We start from the raw sequence: 15,375 nt of genomic DNA, 5'->3' as shown, positions 1-15,375 counted from the left end.
CCAAATGAGCGAAGCAGACAACAGCACGCCGAACACAGGCGCTTTCAAGCCGAAAAAATCCGTCGCGCTGTCGGGCGTGACCGCGGGCAACACCGCGCTGTGCACGGTCGGCAAGACCGGCAACGATCTGCACTATCGCGGCTACGACATTCTCGACATCGCCGAGGCGTGCGAATTCGAAGAGATCGCTTACCTGCTGGTTCACGGCAAGCTGCCGACCCAGTCCGAACTGACCGCCTACAAGACCAGGCTGAAGTCGATGCGCGGCCTGCCCGCCAACGTGAAGGCCGCGCTCGAATGGATTCCGGCCGCCGCGCATCCGATGGACGTGATGCGCACCGGCGTGTCGGTGCTCGGCACGGTGCTGCCCGAGAAGGACGATCACAACCTGTCCGGCGCGCGCGACATCGCCGACAAGCTGATGGCCTCGCTCGGCTCGATGCTGCTGTACTGGTATCACTACGCGCACAACGGCAAGCGTATCGAGGTCGAAACCGACGACGATTCGATCGGCGGCCATTTCCTGCATCTGCTGCATGGTGTCGAGCCGTCGAAGGCGTGGGTCGATGCGATGCACGTGTCGCTGAACCTGTACGCGGAGCACGAGTTCAACGCGTCGACCTTCACGGGCCGCGTGATCGCGGGCACGGGCTCGGACATCTATTCGGCGATCACCGGCGCGATCGGCGCGCTGCGCGGCCCGAAGCACGGCGGCGCCAACGAAGCCGCGTTCGACATCCAGTCGCGCTACCAGACGCCCGACGAAGCCGAAGCCGACATCCGCCGCCGCGTCGAGAACAAGGAAGTGGTGATCGGCTTCGGCCATCCGGTGTACACGATCTCGGACCCGCGTAACAACATCATCAAGGACGTCGCGAAGAAGCTGTCGAAGGAAGCGGGCAACATGAAGCTGTTCTCGATCGCCGAGCGGCTCGAATCGGTGATGTGGGACGCCAAGAAGATGTTCGCGAACCTCGACTGGTTCAGCGCGGTGTCGTATCACATGATGGGCGTGCCGACCGCGATGTTCACGCCGCTGTTCGTGATCTCGCGCACGGCCGGCTGGAGCGCGCACATCATCGAGCAGCGCATCGACAACAAGATCATCCGTCCGAGCGCGAACTACACCGGTCCGGACGACCTGCCGTTCGTGCCGCTGGCGAAGCGCGTTTGACGTGAGCCTGGAGCGGCACGCATCGCGCGGCCGCTCCGCTGGAAGCATCGAACAATCGCAAATCAGCAACCCGTCAGCAGCGAGCTAAACTACCTGCACTGCCCGTCCGGCCGCGCGAGCGGCGCGCTCCCGGAGGCCGCCGGCATACCGTCCGGCGGCTGATAACCGTCCTGTCCCTACGCCATGAATACTGCCAACCGCAAACGCCTTCCGGGCACCGAACTCGACTTCTTCGATACGCGTGCCGCGGTCGACGCGATCGAGCCCGGCGCCTACGACAAGCTGCCGTACACGTCGCGTGTGCTCGCCGAAAACCTGGTGCGCCGCTGCGATCCGGTGACGCTGACCGCTTCGCTGAAACAGATCATCGAGCGCAAGCGCGAGCTCGATTTCCCGTGGTTTCCGGCGCGCGTCGTGTGCCACGACATTCTGGGCCAGACCGCGCTCGTCGATCTGGCGGGCTTGCGCGATGCGATCGCCGCGCAAGGCGGTGATCCGTCGCTGGTGAATCCGGTGGTGCCTACGCAGCTGGTCGTCGATCACTCGCTGGCCGTTGAATGCGGCGGTTTCGATCCAGACGCGTTCGCGAAGAATCGCGCGATCGAAGACCGCCGCAACGAAGACCGCTTCGACTTCATCAACTGGACCAAGCGCGCGTTCCGCAACGTCGATGTGATTCCGCCGGGCAACGGCATCCTGCATCAGATCAACCTCGAACGGATGAGCCCGGTCGTGCAGGTGAAGGACGGCGTCGCGTTTCCCGACACGCTGGTCGGCACCGACTCGCACACGCCGATGGTCGATGCGCTCGGCGTGATCGCAATCGGCGTCGGCGGTCTCGAAGCGGAAAGCGTGATGCTCGGCCGCGCGTCGTACATGCGGCTGCCCGATATCGTCGGCGTGGAGCTGAGCGGCAAGCCGGGGGAGGGCATCACCGCGACCGACGTGGTGCTTTCATTGACCGAGTTCTTGCGCAAGCAGAAGGTGGTCGGCGCCTACCTGGAGTTTTATGGCGAAGGCGCGGCGAACCTGACGCTGGGCGATCGCGCGACGATCGCGAACATGGCGCCGGAGTTCGGCGCGACCGCCGCGATGTTCTACATCGACGAGCAGACCATTCGCTATCTGAAGCTGACCGGCCGCGACGACGAACTCGTCAAGCTCGTCGAAACGTATGCGAAACACACTGGCTTGTGGGCCGATACGCTGAAGCACGCCGAGTACGAGCGCGTGCTGAAGTTCGATCTGTCGACCGTGGTGCGCACGCTCGCGGGGCCGTCGAATCCGCATCGCCGCTTGCCGGTGTCGGAGCTGGCCGCGCGCGGCGTCAGCGGCAAGGTCGAGAACGAGCCGGGTCTGATGCCGGACGGCGCGGTGATCATCGCCGCGATCACCAGCTGCACCAACACGAACAATCCGCGCAACATGATCGCGGCGGGCCTCGTCGCACGCAATGCGAACCGGCGCGGTCTCGTGCGCAAGCCGTGGGTCAAGAGCTCGCTCGCGCCGGGCTCGAAGGCGGTCACGCTGTATCTGGAAGAGGCAGGGCTGCTGCCGGAACTCGAACAGCTCGGCTTCGGCGTGGTCGCGTATGCGTGCACGTCGTGCAACGGCATGTCCGGCGCGTTGGATCCGGTGATCCAGAAGGAAGTGATCGAGCGCGATCTGTATGCGACCGCCGTGCTGTCGGGCAACCGCAACTTCGACGGCCGCATCCATCCGTATGCGAAGCAGGCGTTTCTCGCGTCGCCGCCGCTGGTCGTCGCTTATGCGATCGCGGGCACGATCCGCTTCGACATCGAAAAGGACGTGCTCGGCGTCGATGCCGACGGTCATGCGGTCACGCTGAAAGATCTGTGGCCGTCGGACGCGGAGATCGATGCGATCGTCGCGGCGAGCGTGAAGCCGGAGCAATTCCGCAAGGTGTATGAACCGATGTTCGCGCTGTCCGCCGACACCGGCGCGAAGGCCGACCCGCTGTACGACTGGCGCGCGCAAAGCACTTATATTCGCCGTCCGCCGTACTGGGAAGGCGCGCTCGCCGGCGAGCGCACGCTCAAGGGCATGCGCGCGTTAGCGGTGCTCGGCGACAACATCACGACGGACCACCTGTCGCCGTCGAACGCGATTCTGCCCGACAGCGCGGCCGGCGAGTACCTGACGAAGATGGGCCTGCCCGAAGAGGACTTCAACTCGTACGCGACGCACCGCGGCGATCACCTGACCGCGCAGCGCGCGACCTTCGCGAACCCGACGCTGAAGAACGAGATGGTGATCGAGAACGGCCACGTGAAGGCCGGTTCGCTCGCGCGCATCGAGCCCGAGGGCAAGGTCACGCGCATGTGGGAAGCGATCGAAACGTATATGGAGCGCAAGCAGCCGCTGATCGTGATCGCGGGCGCCGACTACGGCCAGGGTTCGTCGCGCGACTGGGCCGCGAAGGGCGTGCGGCTCGCGGGCACCGAAGCGATCGTCGCGGAAGGCTTCGAGCGGATTCACCGCACGAACCTCGTCGGCATGGGCGTGTTGCCGCTCGAATTCAAGCCGGGCGTGGATCGCCTGACGCTCGGCATCGACGGCACCGAGACCTTCGACGTGATCGGCGAGCGCAAGCCGCGCGCCGATCTGACGCTGGTGATTCATCGCCGCAATGGCGAGCGCGTCGAGGTGCCGGTGACGTGCCGGCTCGACACGGCCGAAGAAGTATCGATCTACGAAGCGGGCGGCGTGCTGCAGCGTTTCGCGCAGGACTTTCTCGAGTCGACCCGAGCGGCGGCTTGATGGCTTGAAGCGCGTTTTGCACTGAACGTCATAGCAGAAGAGGGCGATGCGGCTTGATATGCCGCATCGCCCTTCCTCATCAAAGAACATGTCATCTGAGGACACTTTCATGCACTCACCCCAGATCAGGATTCCGGCCACCTACATGCGCGGCGGCACCAGCAAGGGCGTGTTTTTCCGTCTGCAGGATCTGCCCGAGGCCGCGCAACGGCCGGGCGCCGCGCGCGACGCGCTGCTGATGCGCGTGATCGGCAGTCCCGATCCGTACGGCAAGCAGATCGACGGCATGGGCGGCGCGACCTCGAGCACCAGCAAGACCGTGATCATTTCGCGCAGCAGCCGGCCCGATCACGACGTCGACTATCTGTTCGGTCAGGTGTCGATCGACAAGGCGTTCGTCGACTGGAGCGGCAATTGCGGCAACCTTTCGGCTGCGGTGGGACCGTTCGCGATCAGCGCGGGCCTCGTCGATGCGAGCCGCGTGCCGCGTGACGGCGTCGCGATCGTGCGCATCTGGCAGGCCAACATCGGCAAGACGATCATCGCGCACGTGCCGATGACCGATGGCGCGGTGCAGGAAACCGGCGACTTCGAACTCGACGGCGTGACCTTCCCGGCTGCCGAAGTGCCGCTCGAATTCATGGACCCGGCCGCCGACGAAGAAGGCGCGGGCGGCTCGATGTTCCCGACCGGCAACCTCGTCGACGACCTCGAAGTGCCCGGCGTCGGCACGCTGAAGGCGACGATGATCAACGCGGGCATCCCGACGATTTTCGTCGACGCCGAAGCGATCGGCTACAAGGGCACCGAGTTGCAGGACGCGATCAATAGCGACGCGAAAGCGCTCGCGATGTTCGAGACGATTCGCGCGCATGGCGCGCTGCGCATGGGCCTCATCAAGAATCTCGACGAGATCGCAACGCGGCAGCACACGCCGAAGATCGCGTTCGTCGCGAAGCCGGTCGATTACGTGGCGTCGAGCGGCAAGCCGGTGCGCGCGGGCGACGTCGATCTGCTGGTGCGCGCGATGTCGATGGGCAAGCTGCATCACGCGATGATGGGCACGGCGGCGGTCGCGATCGGCACCGCGGCGGCGATCGCGGGCACGCTCGTCAACCAGGCGGCGGGCGGCGGCGAGCGCGAGTCGGTGCGCTTCGGGCATCCGTCGGGCACGTTGCGCGTCGGCGCGCAGGCGAGTCTGAAAGACGGCGAGTGGGTCGTCACGAAGGCGATGATGAGCCGCAGCGCGCGCGTGTTGATGGAGGGTTGGGTTCGGGTGCCGCAGCAGGGCTGAGGCGGCGCGATGTCGGCTGATGTCAGTGGCGCGGAAGGCTACGCGGAGGAGGCCGAAGCGCTGATCGAACGATGGCGCACGCTGTCGTTCGCCGATCGGCATCGGCCGATGCTCGACTGGATACCTCAGGCGCCGTCGCGGATCGTCGATATCGGCGCGGGCATCGGCACGGATGCGGCTGCGCTCGCGGCGATGGGACATACGGTGCTCGCGGTCGAACCGGTCGACGCATTGCGCAACGCGGCGCGCGAGATGCATCCGAGCGAGCGCATCGAATGGCTCGACGACAGCCTTCCCGATCTTGCGCTACTGATAGGCAGGCGCATCGTTTTCGACGTGGTCATGCTCACCGCCGTCTGGATGCATCTCGATGCGCGGCAGCGCGAACGCGCGATGCCCCGCGTTGCGTCGTTGCTGCGCGAAGGCGGCGTATTGATCATCTCGCTGCGGCACGGGCCGGTTCCCGCCGGCCGCCGTATGTTCGACGTCACCGCCGATGAAACGATCCAGTTGGCGAGTGAGCGAGGCCTGACACTCGTGCGCGAGTTGCGCACGTCATCCGTTCAACAGGCCAACCGCGACAGCGGCGTGATGTGGACACGGCTCGTGTTCCGCTAACTCCCCGATCCGGGGGCGCCGCAGCCGCCGCATCGGCCGCTGCGAACCGACGCGTCCTCTACAATGGCCGCTCAAGACCGCCGCCCATAACTACTCCCAGCGGCCGACTCAGGCCCGACGCATAGGAGGCACGATGCAGAACAGGCTGGACGCCGACGCAACGAATTCCGCCGATGCGGCGCGCGACAACGCGCGTGCCAAACGCGCCGTGCTCGTGATCGCGATTGCCCAATTGCTCGGCACCTCGTTGTGGTTCAGCCCGAACGGTGCGATGCGCGATCTGCAGATCGCATGGCAATTGAGCGAGTCCGATATCGGCTGGCTGACGAATGCGGTGCAGGCCGGCTTTATCGTCGGGACCTTGCTGTCGGCGACCACCGGACTCGCTGATCGCCTGTCGGCGAGCAGGGTGTTCGCCGTCTGCGGCCTGCTCGGCGCGACCTTGAATGCGCTATTTGCGCTGTGCAGCAGCGGGCTCGCGTCGGCGCTCGTGTTTCGCTTCGGCGTGGGCGTCGCACTCGCGGGCATCTATCCGCTCGGCATGAAACTGCTCGTGACATGGGACCCGCGCCGCGCCGCGCAGACTCTCGCGTTGCTCGTGGCCATGCTGACGCTCGGCACGGCGTCGGTGCATGCGATCCGTGCGTTGCTGTCGGGTGTGCCGTGGCAAACTGTGGTGCTCACTTCGTCGGGGCTCGCGGTGATCGGCGCGCTGCTGGTGTTCATGCTCGGCGAGGGGCCGCACGCGCGGCGCTCGGGCAACCGGCGCTTCGGTTTGTCGGCGGGCGTCGGACAGGTCGTGCGCATCAGCGAGTTTCGCTCGGCCGCGCTCGGCTATTTCGGTCACATGTGGGAGTTGTACGCGTTCTGGACGCTGACGCCGCTGCTCGTGCAGCGCGCGTTCGCGAGCGGTGCGCCGGCGACGCCGGGTACCGTCGCGTTGTGGTCGTTCCTGATCATCGCGATCGGCGCGCTCGGCTGTCTGTTCGGCGGCAGACTCAGCCAGGCGGTCGGCAGCGCGCGCACCGCCGCGCTTGCGCTGTCGATATCGGGCACGCTGTGCGCGATCTATCCGCTGACCACCGGGCTCGGCACTGCCGCGCAGCTTGCGCTGCTACTCGTGTGGGGCATCAGCGTGATCGCCGATTCGCCTCAGTTTTCGGCGCTGTCCGTGAAGGCCTGTCCCGCCGACAAGATCGGCGGCGCGCTGACGCTGCAAAACAGCTTCGGCTTTTTCCTGTCCGCCTGCTCGATCCTGTGGTCGACCAGCGTGTTTCACGCGCTCGACGTGCGCGTCGCGTGGCTGCTGCTGCCGGGGCCGATCATCGGTCTGATCGCGATGTCGCCGCTGCTGTGCAAGCACCCACGCTGGTGATGCTCGCGGCGCGTTACTTGCCGCCGTGCTTTTCCTGCCAGCGCCGCATGAACTCGATCTCGTCATGCTGCGCCTTGATGATGTCGCGCGCGAGTTTCTTGATCTCGGGGTCCTTGCCATATTTCAACTCCGCCTGCGCCATGTCGATCGCGCCCTGGTGATGCGGAATCATGTGCGCGACGAAATCCCGGTCGGCGTCGCCGGTGTATTCGGGGGCGCTCATGTCATGCATCATGCGTTCGTCGGCGGCCTTGAAGGCTTGCGTCGAAGCGCCCGCGTCAGCATGCGCCGAATCCTGCATATTCATGCCGGGCATGCCCTGATGTTGCGCGTGAGCGGGCAGAGCCGCCGCCGCGAATGCCAAACCGCCGAACAGACAGAGAGCGCGCACCGCGCGAAGGTTTTTCATATTCGATTTCCGTTGTTGAAGAAAGTGGCGAGTGATCCGCGCGATTCTAACGGTCACGTCGGACATCGTGGAGCTTCCCACCGTGGCAAGGTCAAGCGAAGCCAAAGCAATGCACGCCTATAATGAAACGCCACCGGATGACCAATCCAGCATCATTGGCAGCATCACTCACTCAACGAGGCTGACAGTATGTACATCGCGATGAACCGCTTCAAAGTGGCGCCCGGCTCGGAAGACGCCTTCGAACATCTGTGGACCACGCGCGACACCCATCTGAAAGAGGTGCCGGGCTTCGTGGAATTTCATTTGCTGAAGGGACCGCGCAAGGAAGATCACATGCTCTATTCGAGCCATACGATCTGGCGCGACCAGGCATCGTTCGAGGCATGGACCAAGTCCGACGCGTTTCGCGCCGCGCATCGCAGTGCCGGTAACGAAAGCCGCGTGCTGTATCTCGGCCACCCGGAATTCGAAGGCTTCGAGGTCATCCAGACCGTCAGATAGCGCAGCGCTCGCGCGGGCATCGCGCATGCGCGCCCGACACCTATCACACACTACTCATCAAGGAATGAAAAACATGAAAGCCGTCAGAATCGGTTCACCCGCCACCGTCGATAGCCTGCAGGTCGTCGATCTGCCCGATCCCGGTCAGCCCGGGGCCGGCCAGATTCGCGTGCGCATTCGCGCAAGCTCGTTGAACTACCACGACTACGGCGTCGTCAGCGGCAATCTGCCGGCCGAAGCGGGCCGCATTCCGATGGCCGATGGCGCGGGCGTCGTCGAAGCGGTCGGCGCGGGCGTGCGCGAGTTCAAGCCCGGCGATCACGTCGTATCGTGCTTCTTCCCGCACTGGGAAAACGGCTCGCCCGCAATCGGCGATTTTTCGACCACCCCCGGCGACGGCGTCGACGGCTACGCGCGCGAAGTCGTCGTGCTGCCGAGCCACTACTTCACGCACGCGCCGGCCGGCTATAGCCACGCCGAAGCGGCGACGCTGACCACGGCGGGGCTGACCGCGTGGCGCGCGCTGGTCGTCGATGGTCAGTTGAAGGCGGGCAGCAGCGTGCTGGTGCTCGGCACCGGCGGCGTGTCGATCTTCGGCTTGCAGATGGCGAAGGCGATGGGGGCGTCGGTGATCGCGACGTCGTCGTCGAATGCGAAGCTCGCGAAGCTGCGCGAACTCGGTGCCGACCATACGATCAACTATCGCGACAATCCCGAGTGGGGCAAAGAAGTGCGTCACATCACCAACGGGCGCGGCGTCGATCACGTGATCGAAGTGGGCGGTCCCGGCACGCTGCCGCAGTCGATCACCGCATGCCGCATCGGCGGGCATATCGCATTGATCGGCGTGCTGACCGGCCGCTCGGGTCCGGTGCCGACCGCGCATCTGATGGCGCGGCAACAGCGTCTGCAAGGTTTGATCGTCGGCAGCCGGCAGGATCAGATCGACATGGTGCGCGCGCTGGAGACAACCGGCATCAAGCCGGTGATCGACAGCACGTTCGAGCTGGACAAGCTCGCCGACGCGTTCCGGCACGAGGCATCGGGTGCGCACTTCGGCAAGATTTGCGTGGCGATCTGAGGATTGAATGTTCGCGCTCGGCCAAGGCATGGCGCGCGCGACCGTTCCAGTTCATGGGTGCCTCGCGAGGTCCGCGAAACAGACACGCGTCGCCTCGCAGGCCTGCGTGAACCCTTCGTCGTAACTCGTGAAAAACACCGTGCGCGTCGTGCCGAGCGTTCTGAACAGCTCCGCGAGCACCGTGCGCGCGGACGCGTCGAGTCCGCCGGCAGGTTCGTCGGCGATCAGCACGCGGGTGTCGCCGAGCGCGGCCGCCGTCAGAAACACCTTTTTGCGGCTGCCATACGACATCTGCTCGAAGCGTTTGTCCAGATGCGGCGCGAGGCCGAAGCGTTCGGCGAGCGCGAGCACGTCGTCGGTCAGCGCGGTGCGTCGCGCCGACGCGATCTGCCGCAGATAATCGCGGCCGGTCTGATCGGGCCAGCTCATATTGTCTTCCGGCACGTACGTGAGCAACGCTTGCGCGGCATGCGGCGCGGTACGCAGCGAATGGCCGCCGAGCCATACGTCGCCGCTATCGGCTTCGAGCGCGCCAGCGAGGATGGCGAGCAACGTCGATTTGCCGCTGCCGGATTCATCGTTTAGCGCGACGCAGCCGGACGTCGCGTCGAAGTGCAGTCCTTCGAACAGGATTCGGTCGCTATAGCGCTTGCTGAGGTTGTCGAATCGAAGCATGGGTTGGCGCGCAAGGGCGATGTGAACGCGGCGCAGGATTGCGCCGCATTTCGTGCGGGTAATTTCGCGCCAGTGTAGCAGCGCAAGCCTGCTTCTTTTGCGCCGTCACGCTGACGGCGACGTCTCCAGCAGAAACTCCACCATCCGATCGCACACGCGTTCGAACATCTGCGTGCCCGTCACGGTCGGGCAGCCGCGCGCGCGAGCCGCTTCGATCAGCGGCGTGAGCGGCGGCTTCGTTACGACGTCGCCGACGAAAGTCGTGGCCGGCAAGCGCGCGACGTCGATCGGCAACGGATCGCCCGCCCGCATGCCGAGCGGCGACGCGTTGACGACTACGTCGTACCCGGTCAAGTCCAGTTCGGGCGCCGAGCCGCGTGCCGTGCCGCCGCCGAGCGCATTGAGCCGCGCGGTCAGCGAACTGGTGCGTTCGGCGTCGTTGTCGCGCACGTCGAGCGAGCCGACGCCGCTCTGAATCAACGCATGACCGATCGCCGAGCCCGCGCCGCCTGCGCCGACCAGCAGCGCGCGTTTGCCCTGCAACTCGCAGCCCGCGGCGACGAGCGCCGCGACGAAGCCGGTGCCGTCGAACATGCCGCCATGCCAGCCGCCATCGGCGTTGCGGCGCAGTGTGTTGACCGCGCCGAGGAACGCGGCTTCTTCGGCGAGCGTCGCGCAATAGCTGGCTGCGCTGAACTTGTGCGGCACCGTGACGATCACGCCGTCGACGTTGCGCATCGGCGCGATGCCCGCGAAAAACGCGGGCAGATCGGCAGGCGCGACGTGCGCGGGCACCACCAGCGCATCGCGGCCGGCCGAACGCAACGCGGCGGTCACGCCCGACGGCGAGCGCACCTGCGCAATCGGATCGCCGACGATGAAATACACACGCGTCGCGCCGCTCAGACCCGCGTCGAGCGACGCCGCGAACGAAGAGTTTCCAGCCTGCTGCATAGTCGAATCTCCTGAAATGGGTGCCCCGTTCGCATCGTGCCCGATGCCGGACGTCATGTGTTGCCTGTTGTCGAGTGTGTTCAGAAAACTTTGCTTTTTCTCAATACTGGAATAGTATTCCAATAACAAAGCAAATTCTAGCTATTGCGAAAAATCCGGAACCGCTGCTGCGGCCGGATGCAACGCACGAGCACACAAGGAGCAGCAGATGGTGGAGACATTGAGCGATTTGCAGCAGAACGAAGCCTTCGACGTGGTGGTAATCGGCGCGGGCGGGGCGGGCATGTCGGCGGCGCTGTTCGCGGCGATCGACGGCGCGCGCGTGCTGCTGGTCGAAAGCACCGAATACGTGGGCGGCACGACCGCGTACTCGGCCGGCACCACATGGATACCGAACTCGCCGCACGGCCCGTCGATCAATCCCGACGACAGCAGCGCCAACGCCGAGGGCTTTTTACGCCGCGCGGTCGGCGAGCGCAGCAGCGAAGCGTTGCGTCGGGCGTTCCTACAGGCGGGACCGCGTGCGGTCGCGCATATCGAGGCGAATTCGGACGTCAAGTATCGGGCGCGGCCATTTCACCCGGACTATCTGTCGGAGCTCGAAGGCTCGACGCTGCGCGGCCGCGCGCTCGAACCGCTCGCGTTCGACGGCCGCAAGCTCGGCCGTCACTTCGCGCTGATCCGTCCGCCGATCCCCGAGTTCACGGTGCTCGGCGGCATGATGGTCGATCGCGACGACGTCGGGCATCTGCTGAACATGACGAAGTCGTTCCGGTCGCTGCGCCACGCTGTGAGACTGCTTGCACGGCATGCGCGCGACCGCATCAGCTGGCCGCGCGGCACGCGTCTGGTGATGGGCAATGCACTGATCGGCCGGCTGCTTTCATCGCTGCTCGCGCGCGACGTCACGGTGCTCGTGAGCACGACGCTCGAAGCGTTGCGCACGAACGCGCGTGGCGCGATCGACGGCATCACGCTGAGCCAGAACGGGCAGCGTCGGCAAATCTCGGTCACGGGTGGCGTGATTCTCGCGAGTGGCGGTTTCAACCGGCATCCGCAAAGGCGCCGCGCGATGCTGCCGGGTGCGGAGTTGACGTGGTGTCCGGGCGCGCCGGGCCATACCGGCAGCGCGCAGGATCTCGCGCTCGCGGCGGGCGCGCGTTACGGCGAGGGCGCGCTCAGCAACGCGTTCTGGGCGCCGGTGTCGATACGCCAGCGCGCGGACGGCACGACCGCGGTGTTCCCGCACTTCATCATGGATCGCGGCAAGCCCGGCATGATCGTCGTCAATCAGCAGGGACGGCGCTTTCTGAACGAAAACACGTCGTATCACCTGTTCGGCATCGCGATGCAGGAAGCGCATCGCAACACCCCATCGGTGCCCGCCTATCTCGTCACCGATGCGGAAGGCCTGCGCAAATACGGGCTCGGCATGGTGCGGCCGGGCGGCAAGGGTCTCGCGCCGTTTCTCGCGGACGGGTATCTGACGCGAGCCGCGACGCTCGACGAACTCGCCGCCAAGCTCGGCATCGACGCGGCGGGTCTCGCCGACAGCGTGGCGCGGATCAACGACTACGCGAAAACCGGCGTCGACCCGGAATTCCAGCGCGGCACGACCGACTATCAGCGCGCCAACGGCGACGCCAACTGGCCCGGCCCGAATCCGTGCCTCGGCCCGATCGTGCGTGCGCCGTTTTACGCGGTGCGCCTGTACCCCGGCGATATCGGCGCTGCGACCGGCCTCGTCAGCGACGACAAGGCCCGCGTGCTGAATCGCGACGACCAGCCGATCGGCGGCCTGTATGCGTGCGGCAACGACATGCAATCGGTGATGGGCGGTGTCTACCCGGCGCCCGGCATCACACTTGGACCGGGGCTCGCGTTCGCGTATCTGGCGGCGCGCGACGCGGCGGCGCGCGCCAAAGCCGCGCGGAGCGATCCGGCGTCGTTCGTTGCGCGCGGCACCGCTGAGGCCGCCGCCAACGAAAAGATCGTCTGACGAACCAGGGGCACGCCTGGTTCGAACGAAGTTAGAAAGCGGAATAGGTATTCAACAAATGCAGCAACATGGATTGTCCCAACCGACGAAGCGAATGGCGATGAAGCGCGAACCGATTCTCGAATGCGATGTACTGGTGCTGGGTTCTGGCGCGGCGGGACTGGCTGCCGCGGTGACGGCAGCCACGCAAGGGCTGCGCGTGATGGTGACCGAGAAGGCCGACGTGTTCGGCGGCACGAGCGCATGGTCGGGCGGCTGGATGTGGATTCCGCGCAATCCGCTCGCGACGCGCGCGGGCATCGTCGAAGAATCCGACGCATCGCGCACCTATCTGCGCAACGAACTCGGCGCGCACTACGACCCCGAGAAGGTCGACGCGCTGCTCGAACACGGTCCGGAGATGATCGAGTTTTTCGAGCGCGAGACGGCGGTGCGTTTCATTGACGGCAATCGTATTCCCGACTTTCATACGACGCCGGGCGCGATGACGGGCGGCCGCTCTGTCTGCGCGATGCCGTTCGATGGCCGCGAGCTCGGTGCGCTGATCGAGCGCTTGCGTCCCGCGCTCGACGTCGTGACGCTGAAGGGCATGGCGATCGCGTCGGGCCAGGACCTCGCGCATTTCTTCAACGCGACGCGCTCGCCGCGTTCGGCCGTGCATGTGCTGCGCCGGCTCGCCGCGTTCGCGACAGACAAGTTCCGCTATGGCCGCTCGATGCATCTGGTCAACGGCAATGCGCTGGTCGCGCGTCTGCTGAAGTCGGCGCATGACCGCGCGGTCGATTTGCGTACCAACGCGAAAGCGGTGGCCTTGCTGCGCGAAGGCGGCGCCGCGAGTGCGCGCGTCACGGGTGCGCGCGTCGAGATCGACGGTGTCGCTCACGAGGTGCGCGCAGCGCGCGGCGTCGTGCTCGCGTGCGGCGGTTATCCGCATGACGTTGCGCGGCGCGCGCAAACCTTCGCTTATACGCCGTCGGGTCGCGAGCACTGGTCCGCCGCACCACTGACCAATACCGGCGACGGCATTCGTCTCGGCGAAGCGGTCGGCGCGCATTTCGACGCGTCGCTGGAAACGCCAGCGGCGTGGGCGCCGGTGTCGCTGGTGCCGCGCAAGAGCGGCGAGGCCGCGGTCGCCTTTCCGCATCTGATCGAGCGCGCGAAGCCGGGCGTAATCGCGGTCACGCGCGCGGGTCGGCGCTTTGTCAACGAAGCGTCGTCGTATCACGACTTCATCAATGCGCTGATCGGCACGACGCCGGCGGGCGACGAAGTCTGCGCATGGCTGATCTGCGATCACCGTTTCCAGCGCCGTTATGGGCTCGGCTTTTCGAAGCCGTTTCCATTTCCCACCGCGCCATATCGCCGCTCCGGTTACCTGCGGCGCGCGCACAGCCTCGCCGAACTCGCAAGCCAGTGCGGCATCGATCCCCAAGGACTTCAAACGACGGTCGCGGCCTACAACAGTTACGCGAAAGACGGCTTCGATCCGCAGTTTCACAAAGGCTCGACGCCATACAACCGCGTGCAGGGCGATGCACGCCACAAGCCGAACCCCTGCAACGCGCCGCTGGAACACGGTCCGTTCTATGCGGTGAAGCTGCTGCCGGGCAGCCTCGGCACGTTCGCTGGCCTCGCCACCGATGCCGCCGCGCGCGTGCTCGACGACGCGGGCCGGCCGGTGCCGGGTCTGTACGCGGTCGGCAACGATAGCGCGAGCATGATGGGCGGCTGCTATCCAAGCGGCGGCATCACGCTCGGACCCGCGATGACTTTCGGCTACCTGGCTGGGCTGTCGCTCGCCGGCGCGGCGCAGGCCGATGGTCTGGCCCGTGCCGCGCGCACCGAATCCACTCCGAATTCCTCCATCCCGTTACAAGGACGCATCTGATGACTCTCTACGACCTCGTTACGCTCAGCGTCAAGATCGGCGCCAACGCACAGGTGTTCGAAAACATCCAGGCCCATGGCGACGCACCGGGCTCGAAGCTGCTCGGCTGCTGGTACTCCGATATCGGCGCGCTCGGGCAGGTGCTGGTGCTACGCGGCTTCGATTCCGAAGCGTCGCTGATCGCGGAGCGCAAGCGTATGCTGCTCGAAGGAAATCCGTTCGGCTGCGGCGAATTCGTCACCGACGTGAAGATCGACAGCTATGCGCTGTTCCCCTTTTTGCCGCCGATCGAGCCGGCCGTGCATGGCGGCATCTACGAGATGCGCGTGTACGGCACCAAGCTCGCGAGCCTGCAGCACACGATCGACGCCTGGGAAAAGGCGGTGCCCGAGCGCACGCGGCGCTCGCCGCTCGTCGGCGCGATGTATGCGCTCGACGGCGCCGTGCCGCGCTTCCTGAACATCTGGCCGTATGCGAGCGTCGACGAGCGTTGGCGAATTCGCGCCGAAGCGGTGAAGGACGGCATCTGGCCGCCGAAGGGCGGGCCGGCCCATCTGACGACGATGGAGTCGACGATCTGTGTGCCGGCGCCGTTCTCGCCGCTGCGCTGAACTCGAGGAGAC

At 65.9% G+C, this 15,375-nt stretch carries 13 protein-coding genes; 10 read left to right on the top strand and 3 right to left on the bottom strand.

Translation table 11 applies throughout. The features are described from left to right. The first annotated feature begins 4 nt into the window (after positions 1 to 4). The 5 genes from prpC (at position 5) to VSR82_RS10890 (ending at position 7,242) form a co-directional block, all read left to right on the top strand. Positions 5 to 1,174: a bifunctional 2-methylcitrate synthase/citrate synthase gene (gene prpC, locus VSR82_RS10910; protein ID WP_498857685.1), complete on the top strand. Its 1,170-nt coding sequence runs from the start codon at positions 5 to 7 to the stop codon at positions 1,172 to 1,174. A 183-nt stretch (positions 1,175 to 1,357) separates the two neighbouring features. After that, positions 1,358 to 3,955, top strand: a complete 2,598-nt coding sequence (gene acnD / locus VSR82_RS10905) for a Fe/S-dependent 2-methylisocitrate dehydratase AcnD (protein ID WP_429457089.1) — start codon at positions 1,358 to 1,360, stop codon at positions 3,953 to 3,955. Between the two features lie 109 nt (positions 3,956 to 4,064). Beyond that, positions 4,065 to 5,249: a 2-methylaconitate cis-trans isomerase PrpF gene (gene prpF, locus VSR82_RS10900; protein WP_429457091.1), complete on the top strand. Its 1,185-nt coding sequence runs from the start codon at positions 4,065 to 4,067 to the stop codon at positions 5,247 to 5,249. A 9-nt stretch (positions 5,250 to 5,258) separates the two neighbouring features. Beyond that, on the top strand, positions 5,259 to 5,867 hold the full coding sequence (locus tag VSR82_RS10895) for a class I SAM-dependent methyltransferase (RefSeq protein WP_429457093.1): 609 nt from the start codon (positions 5,259 to 5,261) through the stop codon (positions 5,865 to 5,867). Positions 5,868 to 6,000: 133 nt separating this feature from the next. Next, positions 6,001 to 7,242 carry an MFS transporter gene (locus VSR82_RS10890; protein WP_498857684.1) on the top strand — a complete coding sequence of 414 codons (1,242 nt, stop codon included), beginning with the start codon at positions 6,001 to 6,003 and terminating at the stop codon, positions 7,240 to 7,242. A 13-nt stretch (positions 7,243 to 7,255) separates the two neighbouring features. Here VSR82_RS10890 and copM read toward each other — a convergent pair whose 3' ends face one another. Beyond that, on the bottom strand, positions 7,256 to 7,651 hold the full coding sequence (copM, locus tag VSR82_RS10885; RefSeq protein WP_429457097.1) for a CopM family metallochaperone: 396 nt from the start codon (positions 7,649 to 7,651) through the stop codon (positions 7,256 to 7,258). Between the two features lie 189 nt (positions 7,652 to 7,840). On the opposite strand from copM, the gene hmuQ reads away from it, so the two are divergent. Then, entirely contained in the window at positions 7,841 to 8,155 is a 315-nt protein-coding gene (hmuQ, locus tag VSR82_RS10880; protein ID WP_429457099.1) for a heme-degrading protein HmuQ, read from the top strand. A gap of 73 nt (positions 8,156 to 8,228) precedes the next feature. Next, a complete protein-coding gene (locus tag VSR82_RS10875) occupies positions 8,229 to 9,236 on the top strand; it encodes a zinc-dependent alcohol dehydrogenase family protein (RefSeq protein ID WP_429457101.1) in 1,008 nt (335 codons plus the stop codon). A gap of 51 nt (positions 9,237 to 9,287) precedes the next feature. Here VSR82_RS10875 and VSR82_RS10870 read toward each other — a convergent pair whose 3' ends face one another. Beyond that, entirely contained in the window at positions 9,288 to 9,911 is a 624-nt protein-coding gene (locus VSR82_RS10870) for an ABC transporter ATP-binding protein (RefSeq protein WP_410851500.1), read from the bottom strand. Positions 9,912 to 10,016: 105 nt separating this feature from the next. Next, positions 10,017 to 10,865 (bottom strand): shikimate dehydrogenase family protein, encoded by an 849-nt coding sequence (locus VSR82_RS10865; RefSeq protein ID WP_429457105.1) that lies wholly within the window; start codon positions 10,863 to 10,865, stop codon positions 10,017 to 10,019. A gap of 208 nt (positions 10,866 to 11,073) precedes the next feature. On the opposite strand from VSR82_RS10865, the gene VSR82_RS10860 reads away from it, so the two are divergent. The 3 genes from VSR82_RS10860 to VSR82_RS10850 all read left to right on the top strand — a co-directional run bounded on the left by VSR82_RS10860 (position 11,074) and on the right by VSR82_RS10850 (position 15,363). Then, the gene (locus tag VSR82_RS10860) at positions 11,074 to 12,864 is read left to right on the top strand and encodes an FAD-dependent oxidoreductase (protein WP_429457107.1); all 1,791 of its coding nucleotides are present in this window, start codon (positions 11,074 to 11,076) and stop codon (positions 12,862 to 12,864) included. Between the two features lie 100 nt (positions 12,865 to 12,964). After that, positions 12,965 to 14,752, top strand: a complete 1,788-nt coding sequence (locus VSR82_RS10855; protein WP_498857683.1) for an FAD-dependent oxidoreductase — start codon at positions 12,965 to 12,967, stop codon at positions 14,750 to 14,752. Next, positions 14,752 to 15,363 (top strand): NIPSNAP family protein, encoded by a 612-nt coding sequence (locus VSR82_RS10850; protein WP_429457111.1) that lies wholly within the window; start codon positions 14,752 to 14,754, stop codon positions 15,361 to 15,363. Before VSR82_RS10855 ends, VSR82_RS10850 begins: the two co-directional genes overlap by 1 nt. Positions 15,364 to 15,375: the final 12 nt, after the last annotated feature.

Origin of the sequence: Burkholderia sp. JPY481, from assembly GCF_038900515.1 — a bacterium.
In the GTDB taxonomy this organism is placed as follows: domain Bacteria; phylum Pseudomonadota; class Gammaproteobacteria; order Burkholderiales; family Burkholderiaceae; genus Paraburkholderia; species Paraburkholderia youngii.
The sequence above is the reverse complement of the archived record's forward strand: the minus strand, read 5'-3'. Positions and strand labels throughout refer to the sequence as shown.